Origin of the sequence: Ancylobacter terrae, from assembly GCF_045108345.1 — a bacterium.
GTDB lineage: Bacteria > Pseudomonadota > Alphaproteobacteria > Rhizobiales > Xanthobacteraceae > Ancylobacter.
In genome coordinates this window covers 343,133-359,664 of the sequence record NZ_JBJGXH010000001.1, presented here as the reverse complement: position 1 = coordinate 359,664, position 16,532 = coordinate 343,133, and the positions used below count along the sequence as shown (strand labels likewise).

The window sequence follows — 16,532 nt, the reverse complement described above, 5'->3', positions numbered from 1 at the left end:
CCGCAGCATGGGCGGCATGAGCACCTCATTTCCGATCCTCCCCGCCGATACCCGGGAAAGCACGCAGATTGCGAGTGTTGCCGGGCAAACCCATTTCCCGTTCGGCTTCCCGATCCAGCGCCCGGCAGACCTCGCGGTCTTCCGAACGCTGGCGGGTGGTGCCGAGACACTACTCGCTTTAGGCGCCGACTACAGCATCGAGGGCGTCGGCGCTCCATCTGGCGGCACGGCCGTGCTGACCGCAGGCGTGGCGATCGGCACGGTCATCCGGTCCCTCGGCCTCGCCGAGCCGGGGCGGCAGACGAACATCACCGCCGGCGGCTACTACGACCCGGCGGCGCTCGAGGCGGAGCTGGATCGCGCGGCCCTGCGGGATGTCGAGCGGCGCCGCGACATCGGCAAGACCAACACCCGGATCGACAACATCGATGGCGCCGCCGCGGAGGCGGCCACGCAAGTTTCGCTCGCGGTGCAGGCCGATGTCACCGCCAAGAACACCCAGGCGCAGCAGGCCGCTGCGGTCGCCACCTCCAAGGCGGCGGAGACCCTTGCGGCCGCGGCGGTGCTCGGAACCCCCAAGATCACAGCCATTGAGCCGACCCCGGTGGGCGGCAAGATCGGCGACGCGACGCCCCTTCTTCGGGGCAAGGCATTTCCGGCTTCCCGCGTCGACGTGATCGTCACGGAGGTCGGCGGCACCGGGCCGGTGGTCGACGGCAGCACCCGCGCCAATGCCGCCGGCGAGTGGTCCTACACCCTGCAATCCGCGCTCACTGCCGGCCTCGACTATCTGCTGGAGATCGCCAGCATGCCGATATCCGATGCGTGGACCGTGGCGGTGGACAGCGTGCCCTGGCTGATCAAGGCGCCAAACGACGTGGCGCCCATCTGGGCCATCGACGTCGGGCAGGGCTATGGCTGGTATGACGGCGATGATTACACCCTCGCCGGACTGATCGCGGCCACGCCGGGCGGCACGAGCCTCGGCAGCAATGCCTATGTCATCGGCCCCTATATCGACACCAGCACCGACTATGCAACCAACGGCGATTTCGCCAGCGGCACGACCAACTTCACCGGCGCGAACGGGGCGGCGGTGGCGAATGTCGCGGGCGAGCTGGAGATCACCCACGTCAACACCTACCTCTCCGGCTTCCGGATGTTCGCCCTCACCGGCTCGTCCTGGTACGCGCAACCCGTGGTGATGAGCTACAGCGGCCGCAAGGCGGACGGCTCGGTCACCGGTGTGCTCGAGGCGCGCATCTCGGCGCAGGCAGGGCTCGGCACGGCGTATACGGGAGGCCAGATCACCGGCACCGGCAACGCCACCGTGCAGGTCGAAGGCGCCATCGAGTGGCTGCCCGGCGTCACCCAGAGCCTCTATGTCGGCGGTGCCACCCTGAACAGCGACCAGGGCGGAAAAAAGCACATCGTCGACAATGTGCACGTCTACAAGGCGGCGGCGATAAAGGGTCAGGTGCGCGGCGAACACTCGTTCCGGGTTGCCGGACGGGGTGGCCCCGCGTCGGGCGTCGCGGAGGCGCTCTGGGCCGAGGACTGCAACCTCAACTTCATGCCGAGGTTGCGGGTGTTTCGCTCGGCCGCGGGCGACCTCACCCTTGCCGAGACCGACACCGCCGGCAACACCACGACGATCAACTGTGGCGCTCTGGCCGAGGGTCAGGACTTCGAGCTGTTCTTTGGCAACCGCGCCGACAGCGCCAACGACGAGAAGTCCTTCTTCGTATACCGCGACGGCATCCTGAAGAACGGCCAGCTCAACTGGTCGGGGCGCGGCTATACGCGGGCTCGCCTCCACGTCAATACGGGCAATGTCAACCCGTGGGGTGGCGACCGTAGCAAGACACAGGTGCAAGTCTGGGGCGCGGCGCAGGACCGGCTGTTCGGCCGTTTCGCGAGTTCGATGGCCCAAGGGTTGAACCGCATCCTGGTCGCGGGCGACAGCGGCTCGGCGTGGACGCTGGGCGTCAACTTCCCGGTGCTCGTGGAAGCGGCGGCCGGGCGCATCACCTTCGGGGCTGGCGTCGGCTCCAGCACTCTCGCGCAGCAGCTCGCCCGCGTGCAGTCGCTCGGCTTTATGAAGGGTCTGCCGCTCATCCACTTCGACCTCGCGGATAACGGCTGGGTCAACGAGGACACGACGTACGGCCTCTACATGCAACTCGCCGACAATCGCGAGGGCAAGATCGTCATCTGCCAGACCAACGCGCGCAACGCCACCGAGCGAGACCGGCACAACAGCCTTTATACCCGTCTGGTGGCCCAGCTCGGCACCGGCCGCGTCATCAAGACCTATGAGCTGTTCGCGGCCCTGAGCAACGGCTCGGCGCCGGACGCCGCGGCGGTGGCGGGCGGCTGGTGCCCGCCGAGCTGTATCGACAATTCGGACGGCGCCGGCGTCCATCTCAAGCTCGCCCCCGGCACGCTGCTGGCCAACACCGCCGCCGCCAAGATCCTGGCGCTGTAGGAGATCCGCTGATGCCCTATGATCCCTCGAAAGATCCGTGGACGTTCTCGGCGCCGCGCCCCGACGGGCTCGGCCGCGCCGGCGCGCTGGTGCTGGCGCCTCGGTTGACACTCCCCGGCAGGGGCGATGCTGCGGGCTCCATCCGAGACGGGAGCCCGGCGCATGATCAACCGCACGACCTTCTTCGCCTATGCGCGCCGCGCCCCGTTCGGCGGGAGCCTTCGGCAAGCGCAGATCGACGGCATGGAGGCGATCCTCAAGGTGTGGGAGGCCACGCGCCTGCCGGGCTCGGCGCCGGCGCGGCACTGGCTCGCCTACATCCTTGCCACCGCATTCCATGAGACCGACGCCACCATGCAGCCGATCCGGGAATATGGCCGCGGCAAGGGCAAGCCCTATGGCAAGCCGGGGCGCAATCGCGGGCAGGTCGCCTATGGCCGCGGCTTCGTGCAGCTCACCTGGGACGACAATTACGAGCGCGCCGACCGCGAGCTGAAGCTCGGCGGCAAGCTCATCGCCAATTACGACCTGGCCATGCGCCCCGACATTGCCGCGGAGATCCTCGTGCGCGGCATGATCGAGGGATGGTTCACCCGCAAGAAGCTCGGCGACTACTTCATCGGCGCCATGACGGACGCTCTTGGCGCCCGCCGCATCGTCAACGGCACCGACAAGGCGAAGCTGATCGCCAGCCACTACACCGCCTTCCTCGGCGCGCTCGAGGCGGCCGATGCGAAGATGCCGCAGCCGGCCGACGTGGCGCCGGAGATGGCGAAGGCCGACGACGTGCCGGTGACGCGCTCGGGCTCGATCGCCACGGTGGCGACCTCGGCCGCCGGCGCCGGCGCCGCGCTCATCGCCGGGATCGACAATCCGTGGACGCTGGCGGCGCTGGCGCTGCTGGTCGTCGCCGGCGGTGTCGGCGCCTGGCTGCTGCTCACCGGCCGTGTCGAGCTCAAGCGCCTGGCGCGGTGAGGCCATGCTGGCGATCATCCTGCGATGGCTCACCGGCGGCGGACTGAAGGCCCTCGCCGAGATCTACGCCAAGGGGAAGGACAGCGCCGTCGAGAGCGAGCGCATCCGCGCCGAGATCGCGAAAGCGCAGATCGATGCGGAGATCGCGGCGCGCAAGGCGGCGCTCGAGGTGCGGCTCTCTACCGCCGGCTTCTGGGAGATGCGGCTCATCACGGCGGTGATCGCTGCCTGCTTCACGCTGCACCTGGTGCTGGTGACGCTCGACACCTGTTTCCGGCTCGGCTGGCGCATCCCCGCCTTCCCTGCACCCTTCGACCAGTGGCAGGGCACGATCCTGCTGAGCTTCTTCGGGATCTACACGGTCGGCAAAGGCGTGAACGCCATCGCCGCAGCCATCGCGCGGAGGTGAGACGTGACGGGGCCGATCACATGGGAGATGGCCACCGCGCTGTGCTTGATCCTCGGTGCGATCGCCGGGGTGTGGTGGCGCATCGAGAACCGGATCACGCAAGCCGTTGGCGGGGCCCATACCTCCGCCACGGCTGCGGGAGCCCAAGCCTTGCTCGCCCAACAGCAGCTCTCCGAATTCAAGGTGCAGGTGGCGGAAACCTATGCGCGCCGGCACGACCTTCGCGAGATGCGCGACGAAATCATCGGCCGGTTGGATAGGCTCGACGGGCGGATCGATGTCGCGCTCTCCGACAAGCGCGCCGGCGCCCGAGGACCAGCGAAATCGTGACGCCACACCCCCGCATCCCGCCCATGATCCGGCTGAGCCGCGAGCGCGTCACGCTGGTGATCGAGATGGCGCCGGAGGGCGATTGTCTGGTGCCGCCTCTGGTGATCGAGCTCGATCCAGCCACGCGCCTCGCCCTGCTGCAAACTCTGGCGGAAGACGTGAGACGAATGATTATCTGGAGGGGGCCCGTCTCACGGCACATTCCCTTAACTATTTGAAAATACTCAGATCAAAATTAACCGGCAGTTAACCATAACCGCCGATCCTCGGGGAAAGACCGGAATCGGATCGTCCGGCTCCGGCGACGGGGTGAAGGCGCATGACGACAGGCGCAACGGAACGCAGGGGCGGTGCACGCGCCGCCGGTCTCGCGGTGTCGGCCGCGGTGCTGGCGCTGGCGCTGGCGGGGCGCGCCGCCGCCGATCCGGTGCTGTGCGACCTCTCCGCCCAGGCGCTCGCCTGCGCCGGTTCCGGGCCGAACGCGGCGATAGCCACCGGCACGCTCTCCACCGCCATCGGCGCCAACGCCGAAGCGACGCAGCCGAACACGACGGCCGTCGGCCAGGGCGCCAAGGCGTTCAACGACAATGCCAGCGCCTTCGGCCAGCTCGCCGTCGCCAACGGCGTCTCCTCGACCGCCATCGGCCGCAATGCCAACGCCAATCTCGACAACACCACCGCGGTCGGCGCCGATTCGAGCGCGCAGGGCCTCGGTGCCTCCGCCTTCGGCCAGTCGGCCAAGGCCGACAACACCGCCGCCACCGCGCTCGGCCAGGACGCCATCGCCAGCCAGGTGAACGCCACCGCGGTGGGACAGGGATCGCGCGCCGCCGGCACCGCCTCGACCGCCATCGGCCAGCAGGCGAGCGCCAACGGCGTCAAGTCGACCGCGCTCGGCCAGAGCGCCAACGCCAATGCCGAAGGCGGCACGGCGCTGGGCAATTCCGCCGCCGCGAACCAGAAGAACGCCACCGCCGTCGGCCAGAACGCGGTCGCCAACGGTGTCGGCTCCACCGCCATCGGCCAGGGCTCGGTCGCCGCCGCCGCCGGCTCGACCGCGCTCGGCAACGGCGCCAACGCCTCGGCCGCCAACGCGACCGCGCTCGGCAACGGCTCGATCGCCTCGGGTGCGGGGGCGACCGCGCTCGGCAACGCCAGCAAGGCCTCCGCCGCCAATTCGACCGCCATCGGCAACGGCGCCACCGCCGAATATGCCGGCTCGACCGCGCTCGGCGCCGGCGCGACCACCACCCGCGCCAACCAGGTCGCGGTCGGCACGGCGTCCAGCAGCTATACCTTCGCCGGCATCACCTCGCAGGCGAGCCGCGACGCCCAGTCCGGCCCGATCCAGGTCGTCACCACGGACGCCAGCGGCAACCTCGCCAGCGCCAACATCAACGACCTCGTCGACTTCTCGCCCGTCTTCGCCGAGATCACCAAGGTGCAGGAAGGCGTCGCCATGGCGATGGCGATGGACACGCCCACCCTGCCCTCCGGGCGCAACGTCGCGGTCAGCGCCCAGTGGGGCAGCTTCGGCGGGCAGAACGCGCTCGCCCTCTCCGGCATCGCCCGGCTGTGGGACGACAGCCTGTTCCTCACCGGCGGCGTCGGCCTCGGCCTCAACGAGGGCCAGGTCGGCGGCAAGGCCGGCATCATGGTGGCGTGGTGACGCCGATGGAGACCGACGGCCGCACCGCCCGCCGCGCCGCCCTGCTCAGCGTGCCGCTGATGCTGGCTCTCGGCGCGGGCCTTGCCCGCAGCGTCGTCGGTGCCGAAGCCGCCGCCCCGGCGACCGACGCGGCGGCCATCGCCGCACCCGCGCCTGCGCCTGCGCTCGGCGCAGCTGCCGCCCCGCAGCTCGACCTGCCGCCCGCGCCGGTGCTGCTGGCGCTGGTGCGCAACGCGCTCGCCGCGGTCAACCAGGCCAACATCACCGGCAATTATTCCGTGCTGCGCGATCTCGGCGCGCCCGCCTTCCGCGAGCGCCAGACCGTCGCGACGCTGGCCGACCATTTCCGCGGCCTGCGCGAGCGCCAGCTCGACTTCGCCGCCACCCTGCTGCTCGACGCCAAGCTGACCCGCGCGCCCGAGATCACGCCGGAGGGCATGCTGCGCATCGCCGGATTCTTCCCGACGCAGCCGCTCAAGGTCGAATTCGACCTCGGCTTCGCCCCGATCGCCGGCAATTGGCGCCTCGCTTCCGTGACCATCGACGCCCGCGAGGGCGAGGGCGCCGCGCCCCTCGCGGCGAAACCGGTCACCACCAGCACCATCGCCGCAAGGGCCGGCGACGCCGATGCAGGCCCTGCGGCCCCGGCGAAGGCGGCTTCCGCCATGCCCGACCAATCCCGGCCGGCGAAGTCCGAGGAGCGCGTGGCGCAGTCCGCGGTGCCGCGCCTGCCCGCGCTCGTCACCGCCGACACCCCGGCCGGCTGGAAGCCGGCGGCGCTCGCCGCCCCCCCGACCTCGGCGCAACTGCCGATGCTGGCCGCCGAACGCGCCCGCATCCTGCCCACCCCGCCCGGCGACCGCCCGCGCGGGTGACGGGCGGAAGGCAGGCGCCCGGGCACCACATACCCCCCGCGCTGTCATGGCCGGGTCGGCTCGATACCCCTGACGAAGGGCTCCCGGGACGCTCTCGACCTCCGCCATCATGGCCGGGCTCGTCCCGGCCATCCACGCCGTCAGCGTCGCGTTTCAGCAAAGGCGTGGATCCCGGGACGGGCCCGGTGATGACGGCGGCCCGGGAGGGCGAGGCGATCGACGCCCGAACGGCCGATGCCGCAGCGCTCGACCGCGGCCGGATGCCGGACGCTGCGCTCAGTTGGCGCCGGGCGCCGGCACGGTGGGGTAGCCCTCCAGCGGCGTCGAGGGCGGCTGCGGGCCGGTCGGCGCCGCCTCGGCCGCCGGCGCGCGGCGGCGCGCAGGGGCGGGCGCACGCGGCTCGGGGCCGAGGCCGCCGTCCAGCACCGTGCCCATGCCGAGCGGGCCTTCCGGCAGCGTGATCGGCCCGCCGACCCGCCCGGTCTCGGGCGGCACCGGCAACGGGCGGCCATAGGGATCCCAGGCCGGCGGCAGGAAATAGGCGTTGATGGTGTAGCCGTACATCACGCTGAGCAGCTTCGCCTCGGTCGCGCCGGTCTGGCACAGCCGGAGGCGCACCGCGACGACGCCGCGCCCCTTGATGATCGGCGAACGCGGCACCTGCGCCTCGATGCGCTGCCAGCCATAGATGCACAGGTCGGTGCCGGTGCGGCCGATGGCGTAGCCGAACGGGCCGTAGCGGTTCTGCACGAAGAAGGTGGAGACGTGCATCGGCACGTCCGGCAGGCGCTTCTCCATCTCCTCGGCCAGCGCCTCCTCGGAGAGGCGCTCGTCCTTACGGGTGCGCTCCGCCCCGACATTGCCGGCGGCGGGGCCGAACATGACGATGTGCAGCGCGTTCTGCCCCGGCGTCGCCGAGCGGGTGCTCAGCACCACCTCCTGCTCCACCGCGTTCTGGAACTGGATCTCGGTCACCGCCAGCACCTTCGGCCCGCCGGGCGGGGGCAGGATCAGCGCACGGGTGATCGGCACCTCGTTGGTCTGGCTGGCGATGGTGGGATCGGCACCGCGCAGCGGATAGGGCGCGCAGGCGCCCGCAAGGCCCGCGAGGCCGAGAACCGCCAGGACGGGCATCGCGAGAACGGGGATCGCCGGGCGGCCCACGCGCCGGCAGTCGGACCGCCACCGCCGGGCCTGCGCCGGTCGGTCCGTTCCCTGCCGCGTTCCTGTCACCGCCACGTCGCTGGTCCACCCGGGGTTCGAAAGAGGATCGCGACGGCGCGGGCGCGCCGAATCGCTTGGCTCGGCGGAATCCTAACCCGCCGTCATCTCTCGGGGAATCGGCGACGAATGGCGGTGATGGATAGATTTCCCTAACCACTGCCCGACCACAATGGGCGCGTCTGGCGCTCGCCGGCAGGCTTGACGGTAACCGGGAACGCAAAACGACATGCGCAGGGTCTGGATCGCCTGTCTGTGGGCCATCGCAACACTTGCGGTGGTGTTCCTCATCACGCTGCCGATCAGCCTGCAGGCCCATCTGATCGCCGGCTGCATCGTCGTGGCGGTGATTATTCTTCTGAAGATGTTCGCGCCGGTCGGCCCCGCCCGCATGGTCGCGCTGGCGCTCGGCACGGCGATCGTGCTGCGCTACGTCTACTGGCGCACCACCTCGACGCTGCCGCCGATCGGCCAGATCGAGGACTTCATCCCCGGCTTCCTGCTGTACATGGCCGAGATGTACAGCGTCTTCATGCTCGGGCTCAGCCTGTTCGTGGTCTCCTCGCCGCTGCCCCAGCGCGTCGCCCCGCCGATCCCCGAGGACAAGGTCCCGACCGTCGACGTGTTCGTGCCGACCTACAACGAGGAACCCGCGCTGCTCGCCTCGACGCTGGCGGCGGCCAAGGCGATGGACTACCCGGCCGACAAGTTCACCGTCTGGCTGCTCGACGACGGCGGCACCGACCAGAAATGCGAGCAGGACGACCCCGCCGGCGCGCAGGAGGCGCAGGAGCGCCGCCGCGAACTCGCCGCGCTCTGCGAGGGGCTCGGCTGCCGCTACCTCACCCGCCGCCGCAACGAGCACGCCAAGGCCGGCAACCTCAACAACGGCCTCCAGCACTCGACCGGCGAGATCATCGCCGTGTTCGACGCCGACCACGCCCCCGCCCGCAGCTTCCTCAAGCAGACGGTCGGCTATTTCGGGCAGGACGAGAAGCTGTTCCTCGTCCAGACCCCGCATTTCTTCATCAACCCCGACCCGCTCGAGCGCAACCTCGACACCTTCGACCACATGCCGTCCGAGAACGAGATGTTCTACGGCATCATCCAGCGCGGCCTCGACAAATGGGACGCCGCCTTCTTCTGCGGCTCGGCGGCGCTGCTGCGGCGCAAGGCGCTGGACGAGACCGGCGGATTCTCCGGCATCTCCATCACCGAGGATTGCGAGACGGCGCTCGAACTGCACGGGCGCGGCTGGCACTCGGTCTATGTCGACACCCCGCTGATCGCCGGGCTGCAGCCGGAGACCTTCGCCAGCTTCATCGGCCAGCGCTCGCGCTGGGCGCAGGGCATGTACCAGATCCTGCGCTTCCGCTTCCCGCCGGGCAAGCGCGGGCTCAGCCTGCCGCAGCGCCTGTGCTACATGTCCTCGACGCTGTTCTGGTTCTTCCCGATCTCGCGGATGATCTTCCTCATCTCGCCGCTGTTCTATCTCCTGTTCTCGCTGGAGATCTTCAACGCCTCGGGCGCCGAATTCCTCGCCTATACGTCGACCTACATGATCGTGAACCTGCTGATGCAGAACTATCTCTACGGCCGCTACCGCTGGCCGTGGATCTCCGAGCTCTACGAGTTCATCCAGTCGGTCTACCTGTTCCCGGCCCTGCTCTCGGTGATGGCCAACCCGAAGAAGCCGACCTTCAAGGTCACCGCCAAGGGCGAGACCATGGACGAGAGCCACGTCTCGGAGATCGGCAAGCCGTTCTTCATCATCTTCGCGCTGCAGTGCATCGCCGTGCTGCTGACCTTCTGGCGCGTCATCACCGAGCCCTACACCGCCGACGTCACGCTGGTGGTCGGCGGCTGGAACCTGCTGAACCTGATCATCGCCGGCTGCGCGCTGGGCGTCGTGTCGGAACGCCAGAACCGCCGCCGCAGCCACCGCGTCAACCTGCAGCGCCGCTGCGAACTGCTGCTCGGCGAGCGCTCCTATGCCGCCATTATCGAGGACGTCTCGATCGGCGGCGCCAGCATCCGCGTGCCCGCTTCCGGCGTGCCGGCGCTGGAGCGCGGCGCGGACGCGGCGATCCGCTTCAAGCCGCAGTCCGACCCCGGCATCGACACGCTGCCCATCATCGTGCGCAACATCACGCGCGACGGCGAGGGCCAGTCGCTGGGCGTGCAGTACGACGCCAAGGTGCCGCTGCACTACCGGCTGATCGCCGACCTGATCTTCGCCAATGCCGACGACTGGAAGAAATTCCAGTATTCGCGGCGCAACAATCCCGGCGTGCTGCGCGGCACGGTCCGCTTCTTCGCCACGGCGATCTACCAGACCGGGCGCGGCCTCGCCTATTTCGTCCACCTGCACAAGCTCGAACGCGCCGCCCGCAGCGCCATCTCGGGGAAGTGACCATGGCGCTCGACCCTCGGCGATGGGTGGCCGGCATCGCCCTCCTCGCGCTGCTGCCCGCCGCGGCCCCCTCGCCCGCATGGGCGCAGGCGCCCGCCTTCGACATGAACGCGCCGGCGAACGGCGCGACGCCGGCGCCGCCGGCCGCCGCACAACCCTTCGGCATGGGCGCGCCCGCGCCCGGCCCCGCCCTGCCGCCCGGCACGCCGCCGGCGCTGGCCAATCCGCCCGGCGCCGCGAGCCCGGCCCCGTTCGGCATGGGCGCGCCGGCACCCGCCGCGCAGAACCCCGCCCCGCCGGCATCGGGGCCGGCGCCGTTCAGCATGGGGGCGTCCCCTGCCAGCCCCTCGCCCGCGGCACCCTCGGCCCCGTTCGGCATGGGCGCGCCATCCCCGGGGCCCGCCCTGCCACCCGGGACGCCGCCGGCGCTCGCCAATCCGCCCGCCGCGACGCCCGCACCCGCCGCCGCGGCGGCGTCCGGCCCGGGTCGCGAGCCGCTGCCGGACCGCCTGCTGGTGCCCGACCGCCGGCTGGTGCTGGAAGGCGAGGTCGATTCCCGCGCGTGGTCGATCCACCTCACCCGCGAGGAGGCCGCGCGCCAGGCGACCCTGTGGGTCAGCTACCTGAACGCCGTGGTGGTGATGCCCGAGGTCTCGCGCCTGCGGGTGATGATCAACGGCCAGGCGGCGCTGGAGACGCCGATCGCCTCCTCGCAGGCGCCCGCCCGCATCTCCGCCCCGCTGCGCGCCGGCCTGCTGCGCGCGGGACCGAACCTGATCCGCTTCGAGGTGCTGCAGCGCCACCGCACCGACTGCTCGGTCTCCTCGACCTATGAGCTGTGGACCGAGATCAACACCGCCGCCACCGGCCTGTCCTTCGCCGGCGGCCGCCCCCCGCTCGCCGGCGGGCTGGACGACCTGCCCGCCATCGGCGTCGACGCGCTGGGCCAGACCGTGCTGCGCGTCATCACCCCCGGGCCGCTGGAAGGCGGCGGCAGCGCCCGCGTGCTGCGGGCGGTGCAGGCCATCGCCTTGCGCGGCCAGTACGCCAATCCCCTCGTCGTCCTCGTCGAGAATCCCGCGGCGGCGCCCGCGGGCCGGGCGCCGGGCACCCTCACCGTCGTGCTGGGCACCGCGGGCGAGCTGCCCCGGCTGATGGCCGCGCCGCCGCCGGAGGCAGGCCTGCGCGCCGCCGCGCTGCTCATCGACGACGCGCGCAGCGGCGGGCCGACGCTGGTGCTCTCGGGGCCGGGGGCGAACGATGTCGACGCGGCGATCGAGCGGCTCGGCGCCCTTGCCCGCCCGCCCGCCGATTCCGTCGCCACCGCGAGCTGGATGGCGCCCGATACGCCGCTCTTCACCGGCGCACGCCGCATCCGTCTCGCCAATGTCGGCGTCGCCACGCAGGAGTTTTCCGGCCGGCGGCTGCGCACCCGCTTCGCCATCGCCCTGCCGGACGACTTCTACGCCAATTACTACGGCGAGGGCTCGCTGTTCCTCGATGCGGCCTATACCGAGGCGGTGCGCCCCGGCAGCCATGTCGACCTCTACGTCAACGACCAGATCGCCTCGACCACCGCCATCACCAATTCCGGCGGCGGCCTGATGCAGCGCCACCGCATCACCTTCCCGCTGCGCAATTTCCGCCCCGGCGTGAACCAGCTGTGGCTCGAGGTGGTGCTCGACACCGAGGCGGATTCGCGCTGCCTGCCCGGCGCCACCCTGCCGGGCGCCGACCGCTTCGTGCTGTTCGATTCGACCGAGTTCGCGCTCGACGACTTCGCCCGCATCGGCCGCCGTCCCGATCTCGCCGCCCTCGCCGCGAGCGCCTTTCCCTATCCCCGTGATCGCAACCCGCTCGCCGTGGTGCTGGCCCGCCACGACGGCCCCACCGTCTCGGCCGCGGCGACGCTGATGGCGCGCCTCGCCTTGCAGGCGGAAGCGGCGATCCCGATCGATTCCTCGCCCGCCTCGGCGACGCTGGGCGAACGCCCGGCGATCTTCGTCGGCGCCATCTCGCAGACCGCCCCCGGCGTACTCGGCCAGCTCGGCATCGCCGAGAACACGCGCGTGAACTGGCCGGCCGGCCCGGCGGACGAAGGCGCGCCACGCCCGCCCGGCGCCGCCGCCACCTATGACGACGTGCTCCAGCGCCTGCGCGAGCGCCAGAAGAACGCGCCCGCCGCCGGCCGCGACGGCGAAGGCGGCGATACCGGCGAGGTCTACCAGCGCTGGCGCGAGAGCCTCTCGGGCGGGGGCGGCATCACCGGGCTGATGGACGGCTTCGAGAACTGGCTGAAGCGCACCTTCGACATCTCCTATTCCTCGCTGCGCATCGGCGCGGCGGTGGAGACCCAGTTCGAGCCGCCGACGCGGACCTCGGTGATGATGGCGCAGGGCTCGAACCCGAGCGGCAACGGCGCCTGGACGCTGGTCGCCGGACGCTCGGCGCAGGCGCTGTCGGAAGGGCTCGGCCGGCTCACCATGAACCAGCCCTGGAACCGCATCGGCGGCGCCATCACCACCTTCCAGATCTCGACCGACCGGATCGAGCAGCGCGCGCCCGCGAGCTACCGCTTCGTGGTGACGACGCCGCTCGGCTTCTCGAACTTCCGCCTCATCGCGGCGAACTGGCTGTCCATCAACATCCTGCCCTATGCGCTGATGCTGGTGGTGTGCGGCACGCTGCTCGGCATCTCCACCTCGTTCCTGCTGCGTCGGCTGGGGCGCAAGTCATGAGGAAGCCCCCCGTGATTCGCGCGATCCTGCGCCGGCTCCTCGCGGGCCTCGCCGGCCTCGTCCTCGCCGGCGCGGCGGCCGCGCAACCGGTGGCGACCGCCATGATCCCCGACGACGCCTGGCAGGCCTACCGCACCCGCTTCGTCGACCCCACCGGGCGCGTGATCGACGACGCCAACGGCAGCATCAGCCATTCCGAGGGCCAGGGCTACGGCATGCTGCTGGCCTTCGAGGCGGGCGACCGCGCCACCTTCGAACGCATCTGGAGCTTCACCCGCACCGAACTGATGATCCGCGACGACGGGCTCGCCGCCTGGCGCTGGGATCCGGGCGCCACCCCGCACATCACCGACATCAACGCCGCGAGCGACGGCGACATCCTGATCGCGCTCGCCCTCGCCCGCGCCGGCCAGGCCTGGAACGAGCCCGGCTATCTCGCCAGCGCCCGCAAGCTCGCCCGCGCCATCGGCGCCAGCGTGGTGAAGCGCGACGGCAACCGGCTGGTGCTGCTGCCCGGCGTCACCGGCTTCTCCTCCGCCGAGCGGCGCGACGGGCCGATCCTCAACCTCTCCTACTGGATCTTCGAGGCCTTCCCGGTGCTCGCCGCGCTCGCCCCCGAGACCGATTGGGCCGCCCTGCAGAAGAGCGGGCTGTCGCTGCTCGCCGAGGCCCGGCTCGGCCCGGCACGGCTCCCGCCCGACTGGATCGCCGCCCCGCCCGGCAAGCCGGTCACCCCCGCCGCCGGGTTCCAGCCGGTCTTTGGTTACAATTCATTAAGGATAGTTCTTTACCTTTTGAGAGCAGGTATCAAGGACACGGGGACCCTCGAAATCTTTCGGCGCAGTTGGATTGTCGAGAATGGCGGCGTGCCCGCCATCGTCGACATTCCGACCGGGAACGTTCTGACCAGATTGACCGAACCGGGCTACCGCATGCTCGGCGCGAGCCTGGCGTGCGCGCTCAGCGGAACACCCATTCCGGCGGATCTGCGCCGCTTCGAACCGACGCTCTACTATCCCTCGACCCTCTACCTGCTCAGTTATTCCATGGTGGCCGAGAAATATCCGCGATGTCTGTAAAGAGAGCCGTTCTGCTGCTCATGCTCGGGGGGGCGGTGGTCCCCGCGATCGGGCAGCAGATCGAGCTCCCGGCGACGGCGCCCGCCACCGCCGCCCGGCCCGGCACCACGCCGCGCCCGCAGGTCGACGAGAGCGCGCTGCGCTATTTCGCGGCGCAGGGCGACACCCGCCGCCTCGAGGCCGAGACCGCCCGCCTGCGCGCCCTCTACCCGGACTGGAACCCGCCCGCCGACCTGTTCGGCCCCGTCGCCCAGTCCGATCCCGAGCTCGAGAAGATGTGGCGGCTCTACGCCGACGGCAAATATGCCGACGTGCGCAGCGCCATCGCCGCCCGCCAGGCCGCCGATCCGCAATGGGTGGTGCCGACCGATCTCGTCGCCCGCCTCGACGAGGCCGAGGCGCGCCGCCGCCTGATCAACGCCTCCGACGCCAGCCAGTGGGCGAGCGTGCTGCGCATCGCCACCGACACCCCCGCCCTGCTCACCTGCACCAATGTCGACGTGCTCTGGCGGGTCGCCGAGGCCTTCGCCAAGACCAGCCAGCCCGATCGCGCCCGCGACGCCTATGGCTATGTGCTGGCGAACTGCACCGATTCCGGCGAACGCCTCGCCACCGTGCAGAAGGCGATGCAGACGCTCGACGACAAGCGCCTCGCCGAGCTGATGCAGCAGGAGAAGCGCGACCCCTCCGGCCGGGGCGAGTTCGTCGCGCTGCGCGACGATCTGCTGCGTCGCCGGCTGGGCCTCGCCGCGCAGGACCCGACGCTGACCGTCTCGCCGGACGACATCGCGGCGGTGGAAAAGCTCGCCCGCGACGGCACGCAGGCCGGCGACGCGCTGCTGCTCGGCTGGTATCTCTACCGCCACGGCGAGCCGGCGCGCGCGCTCGACTGGTTCAAGATCGCGCTCGACCGCAACGGCGGCGCCAAGGCCGCCGAAGGCTATGTGCTGACGCTGATGGCCGGCAAGCAAGCGCTGGAGGCCGAGCCGATCGCCTGGAAATGGCGTGATTCCAGCCCCGAAAACGCCAAGGCCTATCTCGATGTGGTGGTGAGCCTGCTGACCGCCGACCCGCCCCCGCGGCTCGCGCCCGAGGTGCTGGCCCGGTTCAGCCCGGTGGTGACCAAGGAGAAATACGCCACGGGCGCGCAGGCGCTCGGCTGGTACGCCTACAATACCGGGCAGTTGAAGACCGCCGCGAGCTGGTTCGCCACCGCGCTGGAATGGGCGCCGGAGGAGGAGCCGGCCGCCTATGGCCTCGCCGTGACGCGGCTGCGGCTGCGCGACCGCGCCGGCCTCAACGCCATCGTCGCCGCCTGGAAGGACCGCTCCGAACGCATCTACGCCCTCGTCTCCCCCGAGGCCCGCCGCCGGCTGGAGCAGCAGGCCGGTGCCGGCCAGCCCGCCACCACCTCTCTGTCCCCGGTCGCGGCCCAGCCCGCGCCCCTCGCACCCCGCGAGCCGCTCCCGCTCGACGCTGCGCCCTATGAGCCGGCGCCGGCGCGCCTCAGCCGCGCCACCCGGGTCGCGGACGGCATCGACGACGGCTGGAACGGCGGTTCGGGAAGCGGTGGCGGATCGCGCGGCGCCGCGGCCGCGGCGCTGCAGTCGAAGCGCTTCGGGCGCTGCGTCTCGCTCTCCGACGAGGGCTTCCGCCGCGGCACGCTGTCGGGCGGCGAGGCGGTGGCGCGCGGCTGGTGCCTGATGGAACTGGAGCGCCCGCTCGAAGCCGCCGCCGCCTTCGACCTCGCCCTGAAGAACGGCTCCGGCCAGACGCTGGAGGACGCCGCCTACGGCAAGTCGCTCGCCTATCTGCGCAAGGGCATGACCAATGCCGCCGCCGTCGCCGCCACCCAGGCGCCTAACGACAGCCGCCGCCTCGTCCAGCTCAGCGCCGACATCATCACCCAGCGCGCCACCGCCGCCTATGACGACGGGCGCTGGGTCGAGGCCATCATCGCGCTCGACGAGCGCAACCGCCTGATGCCCGAGGACCAGGGCCTGATGCTGCTGCGCGGCTGGGCCTATTTCCAGCTGAACGACTACAATTCGGCGGACCGCATCTTCAAGTCGCTCGCCGCCGCCGGCAATCCGGAAGGCATGAAGGGCGTCACCGCCATCCTCGAGAAGCGCAAGCTGATCCGGTATTGATCGGCCATGGCGAGCAGGCGAACAAACGTTCGCTCGCAACAGTTTGCGCCAGTCTCCGGACCTTTCGGTCAACCTGTCGGGAAAACGCAAGTCTTCATACGAATTTCGTGAAAATTTGCACCAATCGCCGTTGTGGTTGTTTCACTCTTTCTGCTAGCGAACGGCAGGCTGAATCACAGCCACGC

12 protein-coding genes are annotated in these 16,532 nt (G+C 70.8%); 11 read left to right on the top strand and 1 reads right to left on the bottom strand.

From position 1 onward, the window contains the following. Positions 1-16 precede the first annotated feature (16 nt). The 7 genes from ACEUEL_RS01680 (at position 17) to ACEUEL_RS01650 (ending at position 6,746) form a co-directional block, all read left to right on the top strand. Positions 17-2,488 (top strand): Ig-like domain-containing protein, encoded by a 2,472-nt coding sequence (locus tag ACEUEL_RS01680; RefSeq protein ID WP_405701502.1) that lies wholly within the window; start codon positions 17-19, stop codon positions 2,486-2,488. Positions 2,489-2,650: 162 nt separating this feature from the next. Then, entirely contained in the window at positions 2,651-3,463 is an 813-nt protein-coding gene (locus ACEUEL_RS01675) for a hypothetical protein (protein WP_405701500.1), read from the top strand. Between the two features lie 4 nt (positions 3,464-3,467). Further along, complete coding sequence (locus tag ACEUEL_RS01670; protein WP_405701499.1) at positions 3,468-3,872, top strand: hypothetical protein; 405 nt, start codon at positions 3,468-3,470, stop codon at positions 3,870-3,872. 3 nt (positions 3,873-3,875) lie between these two features. Continuing rightward, positions 3,876-4,202, top strand: coding sequence for a hypothetical protein (locus ACEUEL_RS01665; protein WP_405701497.1), 327 nt, complete (start codon positions 3,876-3,878; stop codon positions 4,200-4,202). Then, complete coding sequence (locus ACEUEL_RS01660) at positions 4,199-4,420, top strand: hypothetical protein (RefSeq protein WP_405701496.1); 222 nt, start codon at positions 4,199-4,201, stop codon at positions 4,418-4,420. Before ACEUEL_RS01665 ends, ACEUEL_RS01660 begins: the two co-directional genes overlap by 4 nt. Before the next feature lie 101 nt (positions 4,421-4,521). Beyond that, entirely contained in the window at positions 4,522-5,871 is a 1,350-nt protein-coding gene (locus tag ACEUEL_RS01655; RefSeq protein ID WP_405701494.1) for a hypothetical protein, read from the top strand. A gap of 5 nt (positions 5,872-5,876) precedes the next feature. Continuing rightward, on the top strand, positions 5,877-6,746 hold the full coding sequence (locus ACEUEL_RS01650) for a hypothetical protein (RefSeq protein WP_405701492.1): 870 nt from the start codon (positions 5,877-5,879) through the stop codon (positions 6,744-6,746). A gap of 276 nt (positions 6,747-7,022) precedes the next feature. Here ACEUEL_RS01650 and bcsN read toward each other — a convergent pair whose 3' ends face one another. After that, entirely contained in the window at positions 7,023-7,880 is an 858-nt protein-coding gene (gene bcsN / locus ACEUEL_RS01645; protein ID WP_405701490.1) for a cellulose biosynthesis protein BcsN, read from the bottom strand. Between the two features lie 316 nt (positions 7,881-8,196). Between bcsN and bcsA the strand changes: the two genes are divergently transcribed. The 4 genes from bcsA to ACEUEL_RS01625 are packed head-to-tail and all read left to right on the top strand — an operon-like array spanning position 8,197 to position 16,347. Further along, positions 8,197-10,380 carry a UDP-forming cellulose synthase catalytic subunit gene (bcsA, locus tag ACEUEL_RS01640; RefSeq protein ID WP_405701488.1) on the top strand — a complete coding sequence of 728 codons (2,184 nt, stop codon included), beginning with the start codon at positions 8,197-8,199 and terminating at the stop codon, positions 10,378-10,380. A 2-nt stretch (positions 10,381-10,382) separates the two neighbouring features. Continuing rightward, the gene (locus tag ACEUEL_RS01635) at positions 10,383-13,118 is read left to right on the top strand and encodes a cellulose biosynthesis cyclic di-GMP-binding regulatory protein BcsB (RefSeq protein ID WP_405701487.1); all 2,736 of its coding nucleotides are present in this window, start codon (positions 10,383-10,385) and stop codon (positions 13,116-13,118) included. Then, positions 13,115-14,197 carry a glycosyl hydrolase family 8 gene (locus tag ACEUEL_RS01630; RefSeq protein ID WP_405701485.1) on the top strand — a complete coding sequence of 361 codons (1,083 nt, stop codon included), beginning with the start codon at positions 13,115-13,117 and terminating at the stop codon, positions 14,195-14,197. The genes ACEUEL_RS01635 and ACEUEL_RS01630 overlap by 4 nt, the downstream gene beginning before the upstream one ends. Continuing rightward, positions 14,188-16,347 (top strand): hypothetical protein, encoded by a 2,160-nt coding sequence (locus ACEUEL_RS01625; RefSeq protein ID WP_405701484.1) that lies wholly within the window; start codon positions 14,188-14,190, stop codon positions 16,345-16,347. The genes ACEUEL_RS01630 and ACEUEL_RS01625 overlap by 10 nt, the downstream gene beginning before the upstream one ends. Positions 16,348-16,532 lie beyond the last annotated feature (185 nt).

Coding starts and splice junctions, on each gene's coding strand:
- ACEUEL_RS01680 (WP_405701502.1), top strand. CDS start 17: ATGAGCACCTCATTTCCGATCCTCCCCGCCGATACCCGGGAAAGCACG.
- ACEUEL_RS01675 (WP_405701500.1), top strand. CDS start 2,651: ATGATCAACCGCACGACCTTCTTCGCCTATGCGCGCCGCGCCCCGTTC.
- ACEUEL_RS01670 (WP_405701499.1), top strand. CDS start 3,468: ATGCTGGCGATCATCCTGCGATGGCTCACCGGCGGCGGACTGAAGGCC.
- ACEUEL_RS01655 (WP_405701494.1), top strand. CDS start 4,522: ATGACGACAGGCGCAACGGAACGCAGGGGCGGTGCACGCGCCGCCGGT.
- ACEUEL_RS01650 (WP_405701492.1), top strand. CDS start 5,877: ATGGAGACCGACGGCCGCACCGCCCGCCGCGCCGCCCTGCTCAGCGTG.
- bcsN (WP_405701490.1), bottom strand. CDS start 7,880: ATGCCCGTCCTGGCGGTTCTCGGCCTCGCGGGCCTTGCGGGCGCCTGC.
- bcsA (WP_405701488.1), top strand. CDS start 8,197: ATGCGCAGGGTCTGGATCGCCTGTCTGTGGGCCATCGCAACACTTGCG.
- ACEUEL_RS01635 (WP_405701487.1), top strand. CDS start 10,383: ATGGCGCTCGACCCTCGGCGATGGGTGGCCGGCATCGCCCTCCTCGCG.
- ACEUEL_RS01630 (WP_405701485.1), top strand. CDS start 13,115: ATGAGGAAGCCCCCCGTGATTCGCGCGATCCTGCGCCGGCTCCTCGCG.
- ACEUEL_RS01625 (WP_405701484.1), top strand. CDS start 14,188: ATGTCTGTAAAGAGAGCCGTTCTGCTGCTCATGCTCGGGGGGGCGGTG.